Source organism: Glaciimonas sp. OK215, from assembly GCF_057787885.1.
In genome coordinates this window covers 4,531,247-4,553,681 of sequence record NZ_CM173544.1, presented here as the reverse complement: position 1 = coordinate 4,553,681, position 22,435 = coordinate 4,531,247, and the positions used below count along the sequence as shown (strand labels likewise).

The window sequence follows — 22,435 nt, the reverse complement described above, 5'->3', positions numbered from 1 at the left end:
CCATGCCTCGTCCGCCCGCTCTGCGTATCGGTTTACTTCTGTATCCAGGCTGCATGCCGGCAGGACTGTTCGCGCTTGCGGATCTTGTGCATGCGGCGAATCGGCGTACGGGGGCGGCTCTCTTCGAGACATTGTTCGTGGCGGCGCAAGCAGGCGTCGTTGAATGTGCGCACGGCCAATCGCTGGCAGCCGGCGGATCGATTCAGGGCAGCAATCTTGATGCCATACTGGTGCCCGGATTTTGGGCGGAATCGCCGCAACAGGTATCCAATGCGCTTTCGGTCAATGCGAATTTAATCGCCGTGCTGGCCGGATTGCAGAACCGCGTCATGCTGTGGAGCTACTGCACCGGCGTCTGTTTACTCGCTTCCAGCGGGAGGCTGAATGGACAGAAAGCGACGGTCACGTGGTGGCTGGCCGATACCATGCGGCAGCGCCATCCAAAAGTTCTCTGGCAAAGCGAGCGCACGAGTATTGTCAACCTGCGTAGCGCTACCGCATCCGGCGTCAACGGCTATTTGCCGATCGCCCAGGCGTTGATAGAGAAGTATCTGAGTACCGAAGCCTATCGCGATCTGACCAAGCTAATGGTATTGCCGCGTCCCGAGCGCACTCACCACGCCTTCCAGGCGATGAACCTGATCGAACAACCGGATCGACTGCTGCGTAAGCTGTATGCGGTCGCGGAACAAATTCCGGCGACCGAAGTGACTGTGCAACGACTGGCGCAAGAGCTGAATACGTCGGAACGGACCCTGGCACGGAAAATCATTGCGGCGACCGGGTTGTCGGTTGCAAGCTATGTGCGACGGATCAAGCTCAACCAGGCAAGCGAGCGTCTTATTCTCACTTCCGAGCCCGCCAGCACGATCAGTGCCGAGCTGGGTTTTAGCAGTGACTCGAGCATGCGCCGCATGTTCAAAGCGCTTACCGCACTTACTCCAGCGGAGTACCGGCAAGCGTTTGGGCGCAGCTGAGGACAATTTTGCATGCTAATAAATAGTCTTGGCCGCCTCACGAATTGCCTGCTGCAAAATCTTCGCTCCCGGCGACAGGATTTGATTGCGTCGCGTGATGATCCCGAAGCCGTCCATCTTGCAGGGCAAGTCGATCGGTAGAATTGCCAGCACATTCAATTGCGCATAGAAGCGCGATACCTCGACCGGCATCACATGTATGAAGTCGGTTTGTTGTAGCAGGCTGATGATGGCCAGCGCGGCGGTCGTGTCGATGACGTTGGAGGGCGGCGGCAGGCCGTTTTTGTGAAACATCATGTCGCTGCGATGGCGCAGGATGCTGCCCGGCGGCGACAGTATCCAGCCGGCATCGGCGATATCCTTCAGCTGCAGATTCGAGACATTGCGCAGCGGGTGGTCGATGCGGCCCACTGCGCATACCGGCTCATCCGCCAGTTCTTCATATTCCAGGTTGCGGTTGTCTTCCTGGTCCAGGATGCGTGCCACCATGAAATCCAGCGAGCCGCGCTGCATGCGTTCCAGCAGGATATTGCTGCTCTCGATTTCGATGCCGATGCGCAACCTCGGCGACTGCTGCTTGACGCGCGCAATCGCTGTTGGCACCAGGGTCATCCCGGGCGACAGGATGGCGCCGACATCGACTTGCCCGGACAGGCCGGATTTGAGCGCGCTGATGTCATCATGCGCTTGCGACAGGCTGGTGAGCGCCATGCGGGAATGGCGAATCATCGCGTCGCCATAAATGGTCGGGCGCATGCCGCGCGGCAGGCGTTCGAACAGCTGCACGTCGAGCATGTCTTCCAGATCTTTCAATTGCTTGGAAGCGGCGGGTTGCGTCATGTTCAATGCTTCGGCGGCCCGATGGATATTGCGCTCTTCGTCCAGCGCAATCAGTAGCAAGAGCTGGCGAGTCTTGAGGCGCGCGCGGAGAAACCAGTTGTTGTCGCTGTTTGACATGTTTGTCCCGGGTTGTAGTTTGATTGTGGTTGTGCGAAGTCCCGGAAAATGATACCAAATCCGGTATTGAAGTGGCGTAAAGATTCATTTGAAAGATATCGGACGACGCTCTACCATGTGTCTGTAATGCTCGGCCACACCTCGCGCCGACCGGCGCATCCGATCCAGCGTCTGCCGTCAGTTCTTGCGCAGCAGTGCCTGCATCGTCGATTTACCTCAAAGGATAAAACCGCATGACCAGCCCGACCAATACTGCTGCCGGCGATCCCGCTCTGACTGTCAGCAAGCCGACGACGGCAAAATTGCTGGTGGACGGCCGGCATTTACTCGGCGAAGGCGTGCTGTGGTGTGAGCGCAGCGGGCGCTTGTTGTGGACCGATATCCTGGCAGCGCGCTTATGGTGTCATACGCCAGCCAGCGGTGAGACGCACAGTTGGGCGATGCCGGAACCGCTGGCAACTTTTGCGCTCACTGTGGACGATGACCGCTTGCTGTTGGGGCTGGCATCGCAACTGGCCTGGTTTGATTTTTCCAGCGGCGCGCTAACGCCGATTGTCGCGGTCGAGGCCGGGTTGTCCGCCACCCGCGTCAATGACGGGCGCTGCGACCGTCAGGGGCGGTTCGTATTCGGTACCAAAACCGATGCGCCGGAGCGCGCTGCGCATTGCAGCTTCTATCGCCTGAATACCGATTTGACGCTGGAGCGCTTGCCGCTGGCGTCGGTGGCGATCAGCAACAGCATCTGTTTTAGCCCGGACGGCGCGACGATGTATTACTGCGATACGCTCAGCAACACCATCCGCTGCTGTGACTACGCGTCATCGGATAGTGCGGCTGCGGTGCCCGCCTGCAGTCGCGACCGCCTGTTCGCGGACTTGCGCGATCAGCCGGGATCGCCCGACGGTTCCGCCATCGATAGCGCAGGCGGCTTGTGGAATGCGCAGTGGGGCGGCTCCCGGGTAGTCCGCTTTGCGCCTGACGGCAGCATCGACCGGATCGTCGCGCTACCGGTATCTCAACCGAGTTGCGTGGCGTTCGGCGGCGCCGGATTTGCTACCTTGTTTGTCACCACTGCGCGGGAAGATTTATCTGCCGAAGCATTGCAGGCAGAGCCGCACGCCGGTGCGGTCTTCAGCGTTCGGCTGGAGGATGTGCGCGGTTTGCCGGAAGTCCGTTTTGGCGCTTAACAACAGTAACAACGATGATGCAATAGGAAGTCAATTCAGAATGCGGCCGATGTCGGCGCTGCGTATCGAGATCTTGTCGGCATCCTGATACAGCATGTCGATGCGCCGCTGCAGCGGCCACCAGCCGGACCATAAACCAGTCTCCGAAATCCCGTCGCCGACGTCGGCTGGCCCGCACTGCTTTGCCGCCGATGACGGAGGGGCCTTCGGATTCAGTACCTGTTCGGCGTGTGTCAACGATCCGCAGACGTGCCGGGTTGCCTGTTGCAACAACACATTGACCGCCGGTCTCGGCAAGCCTTCCTGATGGCGTCTCAGCAGCAGGCGCAGCGCCGCCACATGCGCCATCACCAGATAATTCTGCACCACGAATTGGTTCAGCTCCTCGGTCGCGCGGTGTTTGCTGGCGGGCTCATCCAGCATTCTGACCAGGGTCGAGACCAGATCGGCAATGCTATCGAGAAAGCGCTTGCGGCAGACCCGGTAAATAAAATCGTCGGGCGTTTTTCCCTGCAGCAAATTGCTGGCCGCTTCCAGGTAACGCTGATTGCTAAGCAGTACGCGCCGGATCAGTTGCGGTAGCGCGCGATATTCCCAGCTCGGCAGCACAAAGCTGAATGCGGTAGCGATGGTGGCGCCGATGATGGTATCGATCAGGCGTTCGCCAATCACATGGCCGCTGCTGGGAATCAACAGATTGATCTGCAGCAGTATCTGCATGCTGGCGGCAATCGCGGTATAGCGATATTTGACGTAAATGAACGCGGGTGCGGCCACGGTTGCCAGAAACAGGAAGCCGAGCAGGGCAATCGGTTCGTGGATGAAGTGCAGGATCAGCGCGGTCGCTACGCAACCGATCAGGGTGCCGAGCAGACGGTCGCCGCGGCGTTGCTTGGTCTGACTGAAACTGGGCTTCAGGATGATCGCAATCGTCAGCACGATCCAGTAGCCATGCGAGGCATACGGCAGATGTTCTGCGACCAGCAAACCGACTGCGATCGCCATCGCCACCCGCAATGCAAAACGAAAGACCGGCGATTGCCAGCGCAAATTCGAGATCAGCACGCCCAGCTGATACTTCTGCTGCGTCAGGAACGGCGTCATGTCCGCTCCCAGCATTTCCGGCAGTTCGCCTTTCGGGCTCTGCGTGGCGCGGTGCAATTCACCTATCATGTCGACGGTGTCGCGGATCTTGTTGTAGGTGGCGCGCAACAGGTCCATCGCTTGTTCCGGCATTTTTCCAGCCAGGCTATCTTGCTGCAGCTGCTGCAATTCGACTTCAACCGCGCGCAATTCGGCCTTGTAGCTGATGGTCGGGAAAGAGGCGCGCTTGCGGGTGATGGCATAGGCGATGGTTTCGATATCCTTGGCGGCCTTGTTGATCAGGTCGCGCAAATACGTCAGGATCTCGGCATCGGCAAAATGGTGGCGCAGTTCGGTGTAGTCGGTGTGCGTGGAAAGGATGTGTTCGTACAGATCGAACATGCCGAAATGGACCTGTACCAGAATCGCATTCTGCTGGCTTTTCGGACCGCGCAGAATCAGGTCGCGCGAGGCCTGCTGTTTGTCGGCCAGCACAATTTGCTGTCGCACCAGCCGATTGAACTGGTTCCCGAGGTCGACGTGCATGTCGTAGAAATCGGCCTTGATGTCGAGGTAGCGTGCCAGTTCGAACAAGGCCTCTGCCAGGATTTGCTGTTTGATACGGTGCCGCAGGAACCACGACACCACCATCGAGTAGGCCAGGTACACCAGGCCGCCGGTCAGGAACACGCCGGTGTGCAGAAATGCTCCCGCGATGGACGCCGTGTTGCCCATCGACAGCGTCATCGCGAACAATGCGGCGAACTGCAATGGCATGGCTTTCTTGCCGTACACGACCATCATGCAGGCCAGGAATGTCACCAGCACCAGCATCCCGCTCAGCAGCCATTGAAATGGCGCGCACAGGCTGATAATCAGCGTCACCGCCGAGCACAGCAGGACGCTCGACAGCATCTCGTTGACCTTGTGCCGCAATGGGCTCGGCAAGTCCATCAGGCTGGTCGACAGTGCGCCGATGCTAATCGTCATCGCGGTCGGCAGATCGGTGAACGGCAACACCAGCATGGTCAGTCCGACGACCCCGGTAGCAATCCGCAACCCCGTATAGAAATAGTGACTGAAAATAAACGTGCGCAGATCCAGGGCGTAGTGCATGAGTAGTTTCTATGGCAATGACGGCAAGGCTGAAAGTGTACCGCGTTTGATCGCGCCGGTTACTCGGCTTGTGGCAAAACACCCATGCTGCAGGCGCATTTCCCCGATGTTTTTACAGCATTTTTACACTTTGTTTACACCCGCCGCCATAGTCTTTACACCATTTTTAGGATGTTCCCGATAGCCTGTCATTGTCGAAACAACCTGCATGAGGGTAATGATGGATTTGCTGATGGACGGTGTGTTTGTCGCTGCGATCATGGCATTTTTTGCCGTGACCTGGGCCCTGGCGGTGGGCTGTAAAAAGCTGGAGGAACGGCAATGAATCCGTTTTATGTACTCGGTGCGGTCGTCACGATAGCGCTGCTGGTGTATCTGGTATTGGCGTTGTTGAACGCGGAGGATTTCTGATGACTTCCCAATCGATGCTGCTGCTGGGGGCGTTTTTGATCGTCCTGCTGGCGCTGAGTTATCCGCTCGCCAAATTTATTGTCCGGGTCGCCGGCGACGATGCGGTGCCCGGCCTGGGCTGGCTCGGTCGCTTTGAGCAAGGTCTGTATCGTTCGGCAGGCATCGCGCCCAAGGCCGAAATGGGCTGGAAGAGTTATGCGCTGGCCTTGCTGGTTTTTAACACGATCGGTGGGCTCGCAACGTATGCGCTGCAGCGGCTGCAAGCCTGGCTGCCGCTGAATCCGCAGCATTTCCCGAATGTCTCGACAGATTCGTCTTTCAATACTGCTGTCAGTTTTATCACCAATACCAACTGGCAGGGCTACACCGGCGAAAGCAGCATGAGCTATCTGACCCAGATGCTGGTGCTGGCGGTGCAGAACTTCTTTTCGGCGGCGACCGCGATTGCCGTGGCGTTTGCACTGATTCGCGGGTTTTCGCGCCACTCGTCGCAATCGCTGGGTAACTTCTGGCGCGATCTGACGCGCTCCACCATCTATCTGTTGCTGCCGTTGTCGCTGGTGTTTTCGGTGCTGTTGATGGGGCAGGGCGTGATCCAGAATTTTGACGCCTACAAGGACGTCTCGCTGCTGCAATCCCTGACCTACCAGCAGCCGAAGGCCGGCGCCGATGGTCAGCCGATCAAAGATGCCAAGGGCATGCCGGTGCTGGAGACACTGACTACACCGACCCAAACCCTGGCGATGGGACCCGTCGCGTCGCAAGAGGCGATCAAGATGATCGGTACCAATGGCGGCGGCTTCTTCAATGCCAACTCGGCCCACCCGTACGAAAATCCGACACCGTTGTCGAACTTCATGCAGATGCTGGCGATTTTCCTGATCCCGGCAGCACTGTGCTTCGTATTCGGCCGCATGGTCGGCGACATCCGCCAGGGCTGGGCGGTGCTGGCGGCGATGACGCTTATCTTCGTGGTGGCGGCCGTCGTCGTGATGGTAGCCGAACAGCAGGGTCATCCCGGGATGAGTGCGCTGGGTATCGATCAGGCCCACAGCCTGTTGCAGCCCGGCGGGAATATGGAAGGCAAGGAAGCGCGTTTCGGCATCAGTGCTTCAGCCTTGTTTGCCGCCATTACGACCGCGGCCTCGTGCGGCGCGGTGAATGCCATGCACGATTCGTTTACCGCACTTGGCGGCATGGTGCCGCTGGCCTTGATCCAAATGGGCGAAGTGGTATTCGGCGGGGTCGGCTCCGGCCTGTACGGCATGCTGGTGTTTGCCGTCATGGCGGTGTTTATCGCCGGTCTGATGATAGGCCGCACACCGGAATATCTGGGCAAGAAAATCCAGTCGTTTGAAATGAAGATGACAGCGATTGCGATCCTTGCCGTGCCATTGCTGGTGCTCGGAGGGACCGCCGTCGCGGTGATGGCCACGGCCGGTGTCGCGGGGATTGCCAACCCCGGCGCGCATGGCTTTTCCGAGATCCTGTACGCGTTCAGCTCCGCCGCCAACAATAACGGTAGTGCGTTCGCCGGTCTCTCGGCCAACACACCGTTCTACAACGTCGCGCTGGCCATTGCCATGTGGTTTGGTCGCTATGTGATCATCGTCGCGATTCTCGCCATGGCCGGTTCGCTGGCAGGCAAGAAACGACTGGAACCGAATGCCGGCACCATGCCGACCCACGGTCCCTTGTTTGTCGTGCTGCTGATCGGTGTCGTTGTACTGGTCGGGGTCCTCAACTACGTGCCGTCGCTGGCCTTGGGTCCGGTGGTCGAACATCTGCAAATTCTTGCCGCACCAGCGCTGGCAAACTGATAACAAGGAACATCATGTCTTCCAACAGTTCTAGCACCAAATTGCCGTTGCTTGAAGAGGGGAACACCCTGTCTTCCAGCAGCGCTCGTAGCAAACTGACGCTGTTCGATTCGGCGCTGCTTGGTCCGGCGATCGTCGCATCGTTCCAGAAACTGACGCCGCGCACACAGTTGCGCAACCCTGTCATGTTCGTGGTGTATGTCGGCAGTATTCTGACCACGCTGCTGTTTTTTCAAGCCTGGTTCGGCAAGGGTGAAGCCAGTCCCGGTTTCATTCTGGGTATCTCGATCTGGCTCTGGTTCACCGTCCTGTTCGCCAATTTTGCCGAGGCCCTGGCAGAAGGCCGCAGCAAGGCGCAGGCCGAGTCGTTACGGGCGCTGAAGCAAACCGTTACGGCTAAAAAGCTGAATAGCGCGACCAGTAAAAACGGCGCCGACAGCAAGTGGATAGCGGTGTCCGGCAGTGACTTGCGCAAGGGCGACGTCGTGCTGATCGAAGCCGGCGATGTGGTGCCGGTCGATGGCGAAGTCATCGAAGGCGTGGCATCGGTCGATGAAAGCGCGATTACCGGCGAGTCTGCGCCGGTGATTCGTGAATCCGGCGGTGACTTTTCTGCCGTCACCGGCGGTACCCGGGTCTTGTCCGACTGGCTGGTGGTACGTGTTTCCGTGAATCCGGGCGAAGCGTTCCTGGATCGCATGATCGCCATGGTCGAGAGCGCGAAACGGCAAAAGACACCCAACGAAATCGCGCTGACGATTCTGCTGGTGGCGCTGACCATCGTGTTCCTGCTGGTCACCGTGACGCTGTTGCCGTTCTCGTTGTTCAGTGTGTCTGCGGCTAAAGTCGGCACGCCGATCACGATTACGGTACTGGTCGCATTGCTGGTGTGTCTGATCCCGACGACGATCGGCGGTTTGCTGTCAGCCATCGGTGTCGCCGGCATGAGCCGCATGATGCAGGCCAATGTGATTGCCACATCGGGCCGTGCGGTAGAAGCCGCCGGTGACGTCGACGTGCTGTTGCTGGACAAGACTGGCACCATCACGCTGGGGAATCGCCAGGCTTCCACCTTCATTCCGGCACCCGGAGTCAGCGAGCAGCATCTGGCCGACGTCGCCCAATTGGCATCGCTGGCGGACGAAACACCGGAAGGCCGCAGCATCGTGGTGTTGGCGAAGCAGCGCTTCAACATCCGGGAACGCGTGATGAGTACGCTGCATCCCGTGTTCGTACCGTTCACGGCACAAACCCGGATGAGCGGCGTGGACATCGGCGAGCGCGCGATCCGCAAGGGTTCTTCAGAGGCATTGAAGCAATATGTCGAGTTACTCGGCCAGCCGTTTCCTCCAGAAGTCGCGCGCAGCGTCGATGACGTCGCCCGGCGCGGCAGCACGCCGCTGGTGGTGGTGGATGGCGGCGTGGTGATGGGCGTGGTGGAACTCAAGGACATCGTGAAAGGCGGCATCAAAGAGCGCTTTGCCGAGTTGCGCCGGATGGGCATCAAGACCGTGATGATCACCGGCGACAATCGCCTGACCGCGGCAGCCATTGCCGCTGAGGCCGGCGTCGACGACTTCCTGGCCGAAGCGACACCGGAAGATAAACTCAAACTGATTCGTTCGTATCAGTCCGAAGGCCGCCTGGTGGCGATGACCGGTGACGGCACCAATGATGCACCGGCGCTGGCACAAGCCGACGTTGCGGTGGCGATGAATAGCGGCACCCAGGCCGCCAAGGAAGCCGGCAACATGGTCGATCTGGATTCGAATCCGACCAAGCTGCTGGAGATCGTGGAGATCGGCAAGCAGATGCTGATGACACGCGGTGCATTGTCCACGTTCTCGATTTCGAACGATATTGCCAAGTATTTCGCCATCATTCCGGCCGCCTTCATCACCACCTATCCGCAGCTGGCTGCGCTGAACGTGATGCATCTGGCCAGCCCGTCGTCGGCCATCATGTCCGCGGTGATCTTTAACGCATTAATCATCGTGGCGCTGATTCCGCTGGCGCTGAAAGGTGTCAGGTATCGCGCCGTCGGCGCGGCCGCATTGTTACGCCGCAACTTGTTGATCTATGGCCTGGGCGGGATTCTCGTGCCGTTCGTCGGTATCAAACTGATCGACATGCTGTTGTCGGCCGTCAACCTGGTTTAGGAGATTTGAAATGACATCACCATCTACAACTGTGTCTACCCCTCTGTTGCGTCCGGCGCTGGTGCTGTTTGCCTGCCTGACCCTGGTTTGCGGGATGTTGTATCCGCTCGTGGTCACCGGTATCGGCAAGCTGGCTTTTGCCGACAAGACAGCCGGCAGCTTAATCGTTCAGGATGGCAAAGTGCTTGGCTCGCGCCTGATCGGGCAGGAGTTTTCGGCGCCTAAATATTTCTGGGGACGTTTGTCTGCCACCAGCCCGATGCCATACAACGCGACCTCGTCCGGCGGCTCCAATCTGGGACCGAGCAATCCGGCCTTGATCGATGCGGTCAAAGGCCGTATCGCAGCCCTGAAAGCAGCCGATCCATCCAATCCGTTGCCGATCCCGGTCGATCTGGTGACGGCCTCCGGCAGTGGTCTCGATCCCGAGATCAGTCTGGCCGCCGCCTATTACCAGGCTGAGCGGGTTGCGCGTGAACGCAAACTGCGGGTCGAGGCGGTGCGCGGCATGATAGACGCGCAGCAGTTGACGCGCAGCATGGGCTTCTTCGGCGAGCCGCGGGTCAACGTGCTGGAACTCAATCTGGCGCTGGATAGCAAGCGCTAATCTGCTAGCTGCATGGCGTTGCAGATTGCCTCTACAATTGATAACTCTTATCCCGGAATAGCCATTTCCTCCAATAATGTCCTCCAACTATCCCAATAGCGATCAACGTCCTGATCCGGATGTACTGCTGGCGCGCATGCAGACCGAGCAGAATCTGGCTGCGCGCGGGAAGCTGCGGATTTACTTCGGCGCCTCGGCCGGGGTCGGCAAGACCTATGCGATGCTGCTTGCAGCCCGCAAGCTGCATGCCGAAGGGCACGACGTATTGGCCGGTGTCATTGAAAGTCATGGCCGGGCCGAGACCGCGGCGCTGTTGACCGGCTTAACCGTGTTGCCGCTGAAACAGGTGGCTTATCGGGACAAGCAACTCCCCGAATTCGATCTCGACGCCGCGCTGGAGCGCAAGCCGTCGTTGATATTGGTGGATGAACTGGCGCACTCGAATGCGCCCGGTTCACGTCATCCGAAGCGCTGGCAGGACGTCGAAGAATTATTAAGCGCTGGCATAGACGTGTTTACGACGCTGAATGTCCAGCATCTGGAGAGCCTCAATGATGTGGTCGGTGGCATCACCGGTATTCGGGTCGCCGAAACCTTGCCCGACACCGTGTTTGATGCGGCCGACGAAGTGGTGCAGGTCGATGTGCCCGCCGACGAGCTGCTGGCGCGCTTGCGCCTTGGCAAAGTCTATCAGCTGCCGCAAGCCGAACGGGCGTCACGCAATTTTTTCCGCAAAGGCAATCTGATTGCGTTGCGTGAATTGGCGTTGCGCCGTACCGCCGATCGGCTGCAGGGCGACGTCCAGGCGTATCGGATAGAAAAATCCATCGGCACGGTGTGGCAGACCGACGCTGCATTGCTGGCCTGCGTCGGTCCGACAGCGGATGCCGAGCACGTGATTCGCAGCACGGCACGCCTGGCGACGCAATTGAATACCGAGTGGCGCGCGGTCTATGTCGAGACGCCGCGCCTGCAGCGTCTGCCGTCGGCGCGGCGCGAAGCAATCCTGGAAACGCTCAAGCTGGCCCAGAATCTGGGGGCAACCACAGCGGTGCTGGCGGGCGCGGATGTCGCCCAGGTAATTACGGATTTTGCGCGTAACCACAACATTTCCAAAATCATCGTCGGCCGCAGTCAGCGTTATGCAGCATGGCGCTGGCAGGCATTCTGGCCGGCGCAGGGCAATCTTGCGGTCAGACTCGCCGCGCATGCCAAGGATATCGACCTGATCGAGATCGGCCAGCCGTCGATCCGTGCGGTCGACAAGGACGCATCGCCAACCACGCGCTCCTCACCGAAGCCGTTCAAGCGATTGGGCGGTTCCAGTCCGTGGGGCTACGGCTGGGCGATTGGAGTCTGCATACTGGTGACGGCGCTGGCGACACCGATAGCGCGCTACTTTGATCTGGCGAATATCATCATGCTGTATTTGCTGGCCGAAGTGTTGATCGCGATTCGCTTCGGCCGGGGGCCGGCGATACTGGTGGCGTTCCTGAGTATTGCTTCATTCGATTTCTTTTTTGTGCCGCCGCGGTTTTCGTTTGCGGTCAGCGATTTTCAGTATTTATTGACGTTCAGCGTGATGCTGGCGGTCGGTCTGATCATCACCCATTTGACCAGCGGCTTGCGCTATCAGGCGCGGGTTGCCTCGTATCGCGAAACGCGCTCGCGGGCGCTGTTTGAATTCGCCCGCGAACTGTCCGGCGCGTTGCAGACCGAGCAGGTATTCGACACCAGCCGCAAATTTCTACAACGCACTTTCAATGCGCAGACGCTGTTGCTGGTGCCGGACATGGAAGGGCGCCTGCAACTGGCCGGACTGCAGGAAGCTGCCGATAGCAGCCATCAGTCGCTGGATATCGGGATCGCGCAATGGGCCTTTGATAATGCCAAGAGCGCGGGCATTGGCACCGATACGCTGCCGGCCAGCAATTATCTGTATTTGCCGTTGGTGGCGCCGATGCGCACGCGCGGCGTGCTGGCGATCCTGCCGCATAGCCGGCGCTGGATTTTGATCCCGGAACAGCAACAGCAGCTGTACACGTTTGCCGCGCTGGCGGCGATTGCGCTGGAGCGCGTGCATTACGTCGAGGTGGCGCAGGATGCACTGATCAAGATGGAGTCCGAGCGCTTGCGTAATTCATTATTGTCGGCGTTGTCGCACGACTTACGTACGCCTTTGACGGCACTGATCGGTTTGTCGGAGTCGCTGGTGCTGGCCAAGCCGCCGTTGCACAGCGCGCAGCAGGCGCTCGCCACGGCGTTGCATGACGAGACCTTGCGCATGAGTGCATTGGTGACGAATCTGCTGGACATGGCGCGGATCCAAAGCGGTGAAGTCAAACTGAATCTGCAATGGCAGCCGTTCGAAGAGGTAGTCGGCAGCGCCTTGCGCGCCAGCGCTTCGCAACTGGGAGCGCATACTGTCGAAACGCATGTCGCCCACGATCTGCCGCTGGTACGTTTCGATGCGGCGCTGATTGAACGCGTGCTGTGCAATTTGCTGGAGAATGCCGCCAAATACGCGCCGCCGCCGGCATCGAATATCGTGTTGTCGGCAGCCGTCACAGGGTGCTTTTTGTCGGTCACCGTGCTGGATCACGGCCCCGGACTTCCGGCCGGTATGGAAGAGGCGATATTCGACAAGTTTACGCGTGGCGAGCGCGAGTCGGCCAAGCCGGGTGTCGGCCTGGGATTGGCGATTTGCCGGGCGATAGTCGAAGCCCATGGCGGCACCATCCGTGCCAAATGCGGCGCACAAGGCGGCGCCGAATTTACCTTTACCATTCCGCTGGGGGTGCCGCCCAGCATGCCTGAGCCGGAAGAAGAGCCATCCTTATAAAGCAGCCATCATGAGCCAATCACAACCGGTAGCGATTCTGGTCGAAGACGAGCCGCAAATCCGCCGCTTCGTCCGCGCGGCGCTGGAAGACGAGGGCTGGCAAATCCATGAAGCCGACAGTATGCATAGAGGGCTGATCGACACCGGCACCCGCAAGCCGGATCTGATCATTCTTGACCTGGGCTTGCCGGACGGCGACGGTATCGATTTCATTCTCGATGTCAGAACGTGGTCGAAGGTGCCGATTATCGTCTTGTCGGCACGTGTCAGCGAAACCGACAAAATCAAGGCGCTGGATGCCGGTGCCGACGATTATCTGAGCAAGCCGTTTGGCGTTGGCGAATTGCTGGCGCGGGTGAGGGCAACGCTACGCCGTCAGCATCAGCCCCTGGTCGATGCCGATGGCTTGATCCGTTTTGGCGATGTGACGCTGGATCAGCAGGCCCGCCAAGTCACCAAGGCACAGCAGCAGGTGCATCTGACGCCGACCGAATATCGCTTGCTGACGGTGCTGGTGGCGAATGCCGGACGGGTGGTGACCAACCCGCAATTGTTGCGCGAAGTATGGGGGCCATCGCATTCCGAAAGCGGCCACTATCTGCGGATTTATATGGGCCACTTGCGCCAGAAACTGGAGGACGATCCGGCCCAGCCGAAGTATTTGCTGACGGAAACCGCCGTTGGCTACCGGATCATGCTGTCGCCATGAGCAGCGATAACGATACAAGCGCGGGCCTGCTCGACACCGCATTTGAAATGGCCGTCGGCGACGAGCTGCTGCGTGGCGATACGCTGACCCGAGACGGTCAAGTCAGTTGCCTGTTTCTGCATGGCGCGGGACAGAGCACACGTCTGCGGGTGCGCGCATTGCGAGAGCAACTGGCATTGAGCGGCTGCGGCAGTGCTGCGTTTGATTTTTCCGGTCATGGTGACAGCAGTGCGAATTCGGCGAGCTCCCTGCGCAAGCGTTTCGAGCAGGCGCGCAGCGCGCTGGTTTATCTGTCGCCGGCTGCGGAGCTGCATGCGCAAGCCAAGCGGCGCATTCTGGTTGGAATTAGCATGAGCGGTGAAATTGCGATCAGGATTGCGGCTGATCCAGCCAGCGGGATTGATCATTTGGTTTTGCTGGTCGGCGCCGTGTATGACCGCGATGCGTTCGAACTGCCGTTCGGCCCTGCATTTTCTGCGGCAATCCGGCGTCCGCAAAGCTGGCGTAACGCTCTGGCGCCAGGCCTTTTGCATGACTTCCGGGGAAGTTTGACGATCGTACGGTGCGGAGCGGACCAGGTGATCCCGGCGCAAATTGCGGACTGGTTGCTGCAGAGCGCTGCTGCCATGCGGAGTGCGCGGATCGTTGATTTTCCCAATCTGGATCATAGTCTCACCGCGTTTTCTGAGCGCGATCCTGCGTTCAGGACCGTGTTGGCGAGCTTGATTATCGATCCGCTTGCTCCGATAAGTCCCAATTAATTTGTCCGGCCTACGTCTCGCGCCTCATGCATCGATACGAAGTCGACGGCAAGCCGTATGGCCTCGGGAGACTGCAGGATGCGGAAATGGCCGCATCCCTCCATAGGTGCCAGTCGCGGTCTTTTTTCAAGCTGAATTTCAAATTTAAGACTGTTCTTATATAAAAGCAGAAAAGAATTTGCTAATGTGATTCACGTTCGTCGAGGTTGATATGCACAACGTAATCATCATCAGCAGTCCGCTCCTGGCATTGGGCCTCAGTGCATTGATCCGGGCAAATTTTCCGGCCTGGAAAATAGGCACCGCATCCAGCATTCAGGAAGCGCTAAAACAAAGGCGTGGGAGCGACAAGCAATCGGCTACATCGGTAAAACCGGATCTTTTACTGCTTGAGCAATCCGATCTTGAATCGTTCATCTCCTGTCAGCGCGACATGCCTGCCGGCGAAATACCAGCGACCATCGTTTTCGGCGTAGACAGCCAGACTGCGATCGACCTTTGCCGAACGTGTGGCGTGCATGGCTATATTTTGAAAAGCGACCACATCAGTTGCATCACTGAAGCCATACAGGCACTTGTATCCAGGAGCCGACATTTTCCTGGAACGGAAAAAAACACGCCACTGATACCGGTAGAACCCTCTTCAAACTTCACAGACCGTCAGAAGGATCTGATCGACCTGTTGCTACAGGGATACTCCAACAAGGAAATGGCGCATTCCCTCAATCTGAGCTACGGCACAGTCAAGAACTACATGTTCGCCCTCATGCGGCAGATGTCCGCCAGGTCAAGACTGGAACTGGCGATGAAATTGCAGGAATGCGGATATCAAAGCCGTGGCGTTGCACCTGCTAAAAACGATGGTAACTAAAGTCAGGTGTCTAATTTCATCTTACTTTTTTGTCCAATTTTTAATAATCTTATTTGGCGCCACCGATAGTTAACTTAATGTGCAATATTTCAGATGAATTGGTGGTGTTCTATTTAAAAGTAATAATCTGACATTATTTAATACATTTAAAGGAAAAATTATGTTTGCAAGAACCATCGCGCATACGCCAGTACAGATAGTAGACATCAATGCAATAATTAAAGCAGCTGCATTGGAAATAACAAAAGACGATATTAAAAACGCAGCACTAATAAAAATTGAGGCACAGAAAAGGCGTAGAGGACCTCTCCCATTACGAATGATCTCTTTTGACGACATGCAAGAAGGCGTCTCCCAATAATTTGACTACATGAAATAGCGTCCTCAAACGCGAATCAGAGTGCATATAGAATATATGCACTCATTTTTAATAGGCAGAAGGAGGGTAATTGTGATTTCGCAAATTGGAATGAAGGCGTTAATAAAAAATATCTTTACTCTCACTATTCAGAGCGATCATATAACTTTAAAAAAAAATACCGATATCACATCACTAGGTTCTGCGTTTCACCGATACTTAGAAATGGAAAAAAATAGAAAACCTTGTGGTTTAGTTGGTCAGGTTAATATTATTTCAAATTTCAAAAAGTCTCAGGAATTCTGTAAGGCGATGCAGGCGGATGCATTGACATTGCTGGACGATATGCAACAGGAGAGTGTGATATCGATTACCGAAGAAAAGGATGCAGAGCAAAAAAAAGACCTGATATCAAGAGCAATCGAAGAAATGGGTAAATATTCTTATGAGCATAGAATGCTGTTTGATTTGATAATTACGGATGTGTTTATCATGCCTTCGCACAAGGCCCGTGGTGGTTCAACAAGTGCGGCGCTCGGGGTCATATGGGCTAACCCGAAGTTAGTCTACCCTATCAATGATGTAGTCGAATTTCTAGTACATGAGATGACCCATCATACGATGTTCATGGATGAGCTATGTCATCAACATTACGATTACGACCTAATATTGAATAAATCGAATTGGGCATGCTCTGCGATTCTTAATGTTCAACGTCCAGTGGACAAGGTGCTGCATAGCATTGTCGTAGCGCTTGAGATTTTTCAATTTCGATGCAGATTTCTAGGGCATCCAGCCATGCCGCGTGTACACCCGCCATCGGAGTGCTTATTTATGCAGATCAAATCCTCGGTGAATTCGATCCAGGAAGTTGTTGAGCGGGAAATGTTGAAGGGTAATGCATTGCTAAAGCCGCGTGCTATAGATATCTTGAATAACGTTAAATCCCAAGTCGATGCGATCGACGCAAAATAAACTTCCCTTACCAACGGTTTAAAAATTAATTTGTAAAAATAATTTATCTATGAAGAAAAATATTAATCGGTGGAAAATATTATTATTTGATCCAGTTGCCCTGGTGACAATCATATTAATTGTTATACATCAATCTTTGATAGCATCGTCGGCATTTTTTCTTACTCGATTAATCGACTATCAGCAATCCGGTGACGCGTTCAAAATATATTTTATTTTGTATATTTTATCAATGATTATTCCATTTATACCGGGTTGTTTGTCATTTGTGGCTTTGGAACATTGGATAAATAGGGCGCACAAAAGATATACAAACTGGTTTTCAAAAATTATATTCGGAAAAACTGATATTTACCGTAATAATAAAGGCAAAGAAAACATCGAATCGATGCTGTCGAGAAATTCATTCGAAATTATTTCCGGCTATATCTCGTTCATTCACAATTTTATTACATTTTCTCTTAATAGCGCCTTAAGCATGATCGTTATTGGTTTTCTGCTGCCTGTGAATCTGGCAGTTGGTTATGCCATCAGTTTATGCTTGAGCGTGGCGATTATTTTTGTGTTGAAAGGACCAATCCAGAAATGTGCGATTGATAGCGAGAATCAGCTCGTTCCATATGGCGACTGTCTGGGACGTATCTGGGATAATGTTGTGCTTGGAAATATCCATAATTTCCTGGCTTGGGAAAAAAATAAAAATTATTTTGCAAAAAATTACTACGCGGCATCGAATAAACTTTCGGCCGTTCTGCAATTGGGAAATCTGTTGCTTGGATTGGCAGGACTTATTCCGACATGCTATCTGATCTATCATTTGTTTGCCGGCGATGCAGTCGATGCTGCACTGGCTGCAGCGGTTATCGTCAATTTGACGCGTATTTTTCATATTTTGAATTCGCTTAGCGCGCTGATTTACCAAACATTGGACTGGTCCGCAATGAATGCGCGTATCGCCATTCTCTTTGATATGCATGAATCATCGAAGGCTGAGATATTGGCATCTTCAAATCCGTATGGGACGATTGCAATCAATGGCGCCGTCGTTAGCCGCTACGACGTAGAGGTTGAAAAAATCAAAGGGCAGGAATGCGGCCGCTTTACAATCCGCGGGATCAATGGTTCGGGAAAATCGACATTTCTTCTGGAACTGAAAAAAGCGCTGGGCGGCGATGCTCTACTGCTGCCGGCAAATCTTAATGGCCTCTGCTGGCAGTCGAATTATAAAGATTTATCAACAGGACAAAGAGTGCTGAAAATACTCAACGAAGTATCTGAAATAGAGGGTGCCAAATACCTGCTTTTGGATGAGTGGGACGCCAATTTGGACACGGACAATGTTCAGATGATTGACCGGTCTCTTGACGAGCTTGCAAATCATCAGGTAATTGTAGAGATCAGGCACTAACGAACTATAGAGCGCGCTCAAACGAGGCCTGAGCAACTATTCCGTTCGTCAGTCATGCGCGCTCGCAGGATTAAAGGATTGGGCGACGTCACTTCCATCCGCCCCATCTCGTTTCAATTGGTTAAAATAGCGTCCTTACTTCTTTTCCAAGATGAATGCCATGGCCACTATGACGCAGGATGAACTTAAACAAGCTGTTGCCCGTGAGGCAATTAAATATGTGGTGGAGCGTGACATAGTCGGTGTCGGCACTGGCTCGACCGCGAATTTCTTTATCGATGAGTTAGCCAAGATCAAGCACCTGATCAAGGGCGCGGTAGCGTCTTCCGAAGCCACGGCGGCACGTTTGCGCAGTCATGATATCGAAGTTTTCGATCTGAATCAGGTGCTGTCGATGCCGGTGTATATCGACGGTGCGGACGAAATCGACCCGCAGGGCGCGATGATCAAGGGCGGCGGTGCGGCGCTGACGCGCGAAAAGATCGTTGCTTCGGTCGCCGATAAATTCATTTGCATCGCCGACGGTTCCAAACTGGTCAATGTGCTGGGCAAATTCCCGTTGCCGGTGGAAGTGATCCCGATGGCGCAGGCCGTGGTGGCGCGCAAGCTGGCCAAACTGGGCGGCGAGCCGCGTTTGCGCTTCAAGGACGGGATTCCGCTGATCACCGATAACGGCTGCGTGATCATCGATATGGTCGGACTGAAGATCGTTGACCCGATCGCGCTGGAAGCGCAGATCAATCAGATTACCGGTGTGGTGTCGGTTGGCCTGTTTGCCAGGCAAGGCGCGAATGTGTGTCTATTGGGAACGCCGGACGGTGTCAAGACATTGACGTTTTAATGTCCGTCGGCGGGAAAACCGGTTTCGCCTGCACAAATAAAAAAGCCTGCAACTGGTCGCGTCGCAGGCTTTTTTTACAACTTATGGCTTGGTGACTACCGCATTTTTGACTTTGGTTTCATCTCGTGCAATTACCACGCTCAACTTCGCAGGATCTATCCGATTGCGGAATGCCGTATTTACCTGATCCAGCGTCAATCCGCTGATCTTCTCCTCCAGCTGCTTGTTCCAGGCAAAGGTCCGGTCCACATCCAGCAACCGCACCCAGTCTGCGCTGAGGGAGGAATCTTGTGCCCGCGCCCGGATATTTTCTTGCAGTATGCCGGACTTGGCGCGCGCCAACTCTTCGGCGCTGAAGCCATCTTTGCGTGCCCGTGCCAACTCTTCCCTGACGCCCAGGTCGACCCTCGCCAGGTTCTGCGGCGCGGCGATGGCTTGTATGCTGAAGCTGGCAGCGCGGCTGATGGCTTCGACACTGAGCGTCGAGCCGACACCATACGACAGGCCATCCTTTTGGCGGATGCGGTCGGCCAGTCGGGATTTCAGCCGGCTGCCGCCAAACAGATAATTTGCCACCAGCAGTGCCGGATAGTCGGCATCGCCATCGCGCAGGTCCAGATTCAGGCGTGCCAGGTAAACGCCGTTTTCCTTATCCGGTGTGTTGATCGCGGCTTGCAGCGGCGCCACATCGAAATTTTTCCGCACTACGCGCCGATAAGAGGCCGCACTTTTCCAGTCGCCAAATTCAGCCTGTACCACCTTGGTAATTGCGGCTGGATCGAAATCGCCGACAATCGCCAGTTCACCGTGCGAAGCACCATAAAACGCCTGGTGGAAGGCGGTTACGTCGGCGAGCGTCACTGCCTTGATGCTGGCGATTTTCTGGTCGATGTCTGGCGCCGACAGCCAGTCCCCTGGCGGATACAGGTTGAAGTGCTGCGAGATCGCTTCGGCGGCACGGGTGTCGGGATTGTTGCGCGAGGCTTCGAGTCCGACCAGCACTTCCTTGCGCAGACGTTCAAATTCAACTGCATCGAAGCGCGGTTGTTTGAGCACGCTGGCGACCAGCGTCAGCGCGCCGGCCAGATTGCTGCGGGTGGTCTGGAATTGATACAGGCCGCCGCTGATCTTGAGTTTGGAAAACGCATCGGCCAGTTGTTCCCGACTAAGTGTGGTGGTACCGCGGTACAGCATCGCGCTCGCCATATCCGACGCGGTTTTCTTGCCGAACAATGTTTTTTCATCGCCCCAGGCCAGCTTTAAATGTACCGAGACGGAAGCGCCACGGGTCTTTTTCGGTAGCAACGCCAATTTCAGGCCACCTACCGTCAGGCGCTGGGTACGGGCATCGATATTCGCTTGAGACGGATCAAAAACTTCGCCTCCTGCCAGTCCTTGTTGCGGCTGGTAGTCCTTCAGTATGGCGGCCAGGCCAGGTGCGGCCGGGATGTCGGCGCGCTGCGGCTGATCGTCCGGCCGGAACATGCCAACGGTACGGTTATCGCGTTTGAAATAATGCGCAGCAGCGCTGGCCACCTCGGCCGAGGTAACCTTATTGAGTTGATCGCGTCCCAGAAACAGCAAGCGCCAGTCGCCCAGCGCAATCGCACTCGACAGCGCCAGGCCGACGCGTTGCGGATCGTTGAGCAGCTGCTCGTAGTGATTGGCGTTACTGCGCTTTACCCGCTCCATTTCTTCGGTGGTAGGGGGTGTTGCTGAAAACCTTTCAATCGCATCCAGCAACGCAGCCCGCACCGGTTCAATCGGGTCGTCTTTTTTGACGATCGCAGCAATCATTAACAAGCCGGGTGCATAACCGGTCATTTCATAATCGAACACCGAGCTGGCCTTGCCGGTTTCGACCAGGGCCTTGTACAGTCGCCCGTTTGGGGTATCGGCCAGGATGCTGGCGGCGAACGACAGTGCGCTACTGTCCGGGTGCAGCTCACTGGGGATCTTGTAGGCGACGGCGACAATTTGAATGTCGCCCTGACGCCGGATCATGAAGCTGCGCTCACCGTCCTGGGTCGGTTCTACGGTCCAGAATGGAGGCAGCTTGCGGCCAGGCCTGGGCATGTTGCCGAAAGCTTGATTGACCCAGTTCAGGGCTTTGCCGGCATCGAATTTGCCGGCGATCAGCAGTACCGCATTATCCGGCTGGTAATAAGTCCGGTAGAAGGCTTGCAGGTTTTCTATCTTGACGTTCTCGACATCGCTGCGGTTGCCGATGGTCGGTTTGCCATAGCTATGCCAGTCGTAGGCGACGCCTTGCATGCGTTTGAACAGGACGCTGACGGGTGAGTTTTCGCCCTTTTCAAATTCATTGCGGACTACCGTCATCTCGCTGTCGAGATCTTTTCTGGCGATGAACGAATGCAGCATCCGATCGGCTTCCAGGTCGATGGCCCACTTCAGATTGGCGTCGCTGGCCTGCGAGAATTCATAGTAGTTGGTGCGGTCGAGTGAGGTGCTGCCATTGAACGACATGCCGCGTTGACTGAAATCCTGTGGAATCGCCGGATGTCTGGGGCTGCCTTTGAACATCAGGTGTTCCAGCAAATGCGCCATCCCGGTTTCGCCATAATTCTCATGACGGGAGCCGACCAGATACGTCATGTTGACGGTGACGGTGGGTTTGGTATCGTCCGGAAGCAACAGAACCTTGAAGCCATTCGCAAACCGGTATTCGGTGATGCCTTCGGCAGAGGGGCCCTGGGTGACGCCGGCCGGAAGTGTTTCTGCATCGGCAGTGCAGGGCGCGAGCGTGAGCACGCTGCTCAGTACGCCTGCCAGCAGCGTCGCCAGTAACGCTCTGGAATGACGGTTTTTGCGGAATGGATGCATGAATGGTCGGGTCAGTTGAATTCGGAATGACGGAATAGCGCGGCCAGTGATTGGGGGCAATCGCATGGATTGCAGGGCTTGCCATTGCTTGACAGCAATGATGCTACCACCCGGCAAGATCGGGGACGATGATCATGCCAAGGTGGTAGCTGGGAAGGGAAGGCGAATACCGGATGTGCCGCAGGTGATTTATTCGGTCGGTGGTACGTAGCCGGTGGCGGCATCGGCGCCGCTGCCAAAGAAGTGGTTTTCCATTTGCGTTGCCAGATATTTGCGGGCGCGAACGTCAGCCAGGTTCAGGCGATTTTCATTCACCAGCATGGTTTGATGCTTGAGCCAGGCAGCCCAGGCTTCTTTCGAGACGCTTTCGTAAATCCGCTTGCCCAGTTCGCCCGGGTACGGTGGGAAATCCAGTCCTTCAGCTTCTTTGTCGAGTTTGATGCAATGAATAATGCGTGCCATGATTTTTCCTTATCAACTACATGGTGGGACCAGCGCCGCCTTCGGTT

At 56.0% G+C, this 22,435-nt stretch carries 18 protein-coding genes; 14 read left to right on the top strand and 4 right to left on the bottom strand.

Translation table 11 applies throughout. The annotated features are described in order from the left end of the window. The first annotated feature begins 53 nt into the window (after positions 1-53). Positions 54-977 (top strand): GlxA family transcriptional regulator, encoded by a 924-nt coding sequence (locus tag AC3CHX_RS21055; protein WP_488629948.1) that lies wholly within the window; start codon positions 54-56, stop codon positions 975-977. A 15-nt stretch (positions 978-992) separates the two neighbouring features. Here AC3CHX_RS21055 and AC3CHX_RS21050 read toward each other — a convergent pair whose 3' ends face one another. Beyond that, positions 993-1,934, bottom strand: coding sequence for a LysR family transcriptional regulator (locus AC3CHX_RS21050; RefSeq protein ID WP_488629947.1), 942 nt, complete (start codon positions 1,932-1,934; stop codon positions 993-995). 233 nt (positions 1,935-2,167) lie between these two features. Here AC3CHX_RS21050 and AC3CHX_RS21045 point away from each other — a divergent pair, with 233 nt between their 5' ends. Continuing rightward, positions 2,168-3,121 carry an SMP-30/gluconolactonase/LRE family protein gene (locus tag AC3CHX_RS21045; protein ID WP_488629946.1) on the top strand — a complete coding sequence of 318 codons (954 nt, stop codon included), beginning with the start codon at positions 2,168-2,170 and terminating at the stop codon, positions 3,119-3,121. 30 nt (positions 3,122-3,151) lie between these two features. Here AC3CHX_RS21045 and AC3CHX_RS21040 read toward each other — a convergent pair whose 3' ends face one another. Then, entirely contained in the window at positions 3,152-5,320 is a 2,169-nt protein-coding gene (locus AC3CHX_RS21040; protein ID WP_488629945.1) for an FUSC family membrane protein, read from the bottom strand. Between the two features lie 321 nt (positions 5,321-5,641). On the opposite strand from AC3CHX_RS21040, the gene kdpF reads away from it, so the two are divergent. The 12 genes from kdpF (at position 5,642) to rpiA (ending at position 19,082) form a co-directional block, all read left to right on the top strand. Further along, a complete protein-coding gene (gene kdpF, locus AC3CHX_RS21035; RefSeq protein ID WP_488629944.1) occupies positions 5,642-5,731 on the top strand; it encodes a K(+)-transporting ATPase subunit F in 90 nt (29 codons plus the stop codon). Further along, on the top strand, positions 5,731-7,551 hold the full coding sequence (gene kdpA / locus AC3CHX_RS21030; RefSeq protein ID WP_488629943.1) for a potassium-transporting ATPase subunit KdpA: 1,821 nt from the start codon (positions 5,731-5,733) through the stop codon (positions 7,549-7,551). The genes kdpF and kdpA overlap by 1 nt, the downstream gene beginning before the upstream one ends. 14 nt (positions 7,552-7,565) lie before the next feature. After that, positions 7,566-9,710: a potassium-transporting ATPase subunit KdpB gene (gene kdpB, locus AC3CHX_RS21025; RefSeq protein ID WP_488629942.1), complete on the top strand. Its 2,145-nt coding sequence runs from the start codon at positions 7,566-7,568 to the stop codon at positions 9,708-9,710. A gap of 10 nt (positions 9,711-9,720) precedes the next feature. Then, on the top strand, positions 9,721-10,317 hold the full coding sequence (gene kdpC / locus AC3CHX_RS21020; protein ID WP_488629941.1) for a potassium-transporting ATPase subunit KdpC: 597 nt from the start codon (positions 9,721-9,723) through the stop codon (positions 10,315-10,317). A 76-nt stretch (positions 10,318-10,393) separates the two neighbouring features. Then, a complete protein-coding gene (kdpD, locus tag AC3CHX_RS21015) occupies positions 10,394-13,159 on the top strand; it encodes a two-component system sensor histidine kinase KdpD (protein ID WP_488629940.1) in 2,766 nt (921 codons plus the stop codon). A gap of 10 nt (positions 13,160-13,169) precedes the next feature. Further along, positions 13,170-13,868 (top strand): two-component system response regulator KdpE, encoded by a 699-nt coding sequence (gene kdpE, locus AC3CHX_RS21010; protein ID WP_488629939.1) that lies wholly within the window; start codon positions 13,170-13,172, stop codon positions 13,866-13,868. Then, the gene (locus AC3CHX_RS21005; RefSeq protein ID WP_488629938.1) at positions 13,865-14,629 is read left to right on the top strand and encodes an alpha/beta hydrolase; all 765 of its coding nucleotides are present in this window, start codon (positions 13,865-13,867) and stop codon (positions 14,627-14,629) included. Before kdpE ends, AC3CHX_RS21005 begins: the two co-directional genes overlap by 4 nt. A 250-nt stretch (positions 14,630-14,879) precedes the next feature. Further along, positions 14,880-15,500 carry a helix-turn-helix transcriptional regulator gene (locus AC3CHX_RS21000; RefSeq protein ID WP_488629937.1) on the top strand — a complete coding sequence of 207 codons (621 nt, stop codon included), beginning with the start codon at positions 14,880-14,882 and terminating at the stop codon, positions 15,498-15,500. A 160-nt stretch (positions 15,501-15,660) separates the two neighbouring features. Beyond that, the gene (locus AC3CHX_RS20995) at positions 15,661-15,861 is read left to right on the top strand and encodes a hypothetical protein (RefSeq protein WP_488629936.1); all 201 of its coding nucleotides are present in this window, start codon (positions 15,661-15,663) and stop codon (positions 15,859-15,861) included. A 90-nt stretch (positions 15,862-15,951) separates the two neighbouring features. Continuing rightward, a complete protein-coding gene (locus tag AC3CHX_RS20990; protein ID WP_488629935.1) occupies positions 15,952-16,833 on the top strand; it encodes an aKG-HExxH-type peptide beta-hydroxylase in 882 nt (293 codons plus the stop codon). A 49-nt stretch (positions 16,834-16,882) separates the two neighbouring features. After that, positions 16,883-18,241: an ATP-binding cassette domain-containing protein gene (locus AC3CHX_RS20985; RefSeq protein WP_488629934.1), complete on the top strand. Its 1,359-nt coding sequence runs from the start codon at positions 16,883-16,885 to the stop codon at positions 18,239-18,241. 169 nt (positions 18,242-18,410) lie between these two features. Then, on the top strand, positions 18,411-19,082 hold the full coding sequence (gene rpiA / locus AC3CHX_RS20980) for a ribose-5-phosphate isomerase RpiA (protein WP_488644891.1): 672 nt from the start codon (positions 18,411-18,413) through the stop codon (positions 19,080-19,082). 81 nt (positions 19,083-19,163) lie between these two features. Here the strand turns inward: rpiA and AC3CHX_RS20975 are convergent, their stop codons facing one another. Together AC3CHX_RS20975 and AC3CHX_RS20970 are read right to left on the bottom strand one after the other, a co-directional pair. Further along, on the bottom strand, positions 19,164-21,926 hold the full coding sequence (locus tag AC3CHX_RS20975) for a M16 family metallopeptidase (RefSeq protein WP_488629933.1): 2,763 nt from the start codon (positions 21,924-21,926) through the stop codon (positions 19,164-19,166). A 189-nt stretch (positions 21,927-22,115) separates the two neighbouring features. Then, positions 22,116-22,388, bottom strand: coding sequence for an oxidative damage protection protein (locus AC3CHX_RS20970; RefSeq protein ID WP_488629932.1), 273 nt, complete (start codon positions 22,386-22,388; stop codon positions 22,116-22,118). Positions 22,389-22,435: the final 47 nt, after the last annotated feature.

Coding starts and splice junctions, on each gene's coding strand:
- AC3CHX_RS21055 (WP_488629948.1), top strand. CDS start 54: ATGCCGGCAGGACTGTTCGCGCTTGCGGATCTTGTGCATGCGGCGAAT.
- AC3CHX_RS21050 (WP_488629947.1), bottom strand. CDS start 1,934: ATGTCAAACAGCGACAACAACTGGTTTCTCCGCGCGCGCCTCAAGACT.
- AC3CHX_RS21045 (WP_488629946.1), top strand. CDS start 2,168: ATGACCAGCCCGACCAATACTGCTGCCGGCGATCCCGCTCTGACTGTC.
- AC3CHX_RS21040 (WP_488629945.1), bottom strand. CDS start 5,320: ATGCACTACGCCCTGGATCTGCGCACGTTTATTTTCAGTCACTATTTC.
- kdpF (WP_488629944.1), top strand. CDS start 5,642: ATGAATCCGTTTTATGTACTCGGTGCGGTCGTCACGATAGCGCTGCTG.
- kdpA (WP_488629943.1), top strand. CDS start 5,731: ATGACTTCCCAATCGATGCTGCTGCTGGGGGCGTTTTTGATCGTCCTG.
- kdpB (WP_488629942.1), top strand. CDS start 7,566: ATGTCTTCCAACAGTTCTAGCACCAAATTGCCGTTGCTTGAAGAGGGG.
- kdpC (WP_488629941.1), top strand. CDS start 9,721: ATGACATCACCATCTACAACTGTGTCTACCCCTCTGTTGCGTCCGGCG.
- kdpD (WP_488629940.1), top strand. CDS start 10,394: ATGTCCTCCAACTATCCCAATAGCGATCAACGTCCTGATCCGGATGTA.
- kdpE (WP_488629939.1), top strand. CDS start 13,170: ATGAGCCAATCACAACCGGTAGCGATTCTGGTCGAAGACGAGCCGCAA.
- AC3CHX_RS21005 (WP_488629938.1), top strand. CDS start 13,865: ATGAGCAGCGATAACGATACAAGCGCGGGCCTGCTCGACACCGCATTT.
- AC3CHX_RS20995 (WP_488629936.1), top strand. CDS start 15,661: ATGTTTGCAAGAACCATCGCGCATACGCCAGTACAGATAGTAGACATC.
- AC3CHX_RS20985 (WP_488629934.1), top strand. CDS start 16,883: ATGAAGAAAAATATTAATCGGTGGAAAATATTATTATTTGATCCAGTT.
- rpiA (WP_488644891.1), top strand. CDS start 18,411: ATGACGCAGGATGAACTTAAACAAGCTGTTGCCCGTGAGGCAATTAAA.
- AC3CHX_RS20975 (WP_488629933.1), bottom strand. CDS start 21,926: ATGCATCCATTCCGCAAAAACCGTCATTCCAGAGCGTTACTGGCGACG.
- AC3CHX_RS20970 (WP_488629932.1), bottom strand. CDS start 22,388: ATGGCACGCATTATTCATTGCATCAAACTCGACAAAGAAGCTGAAGGA.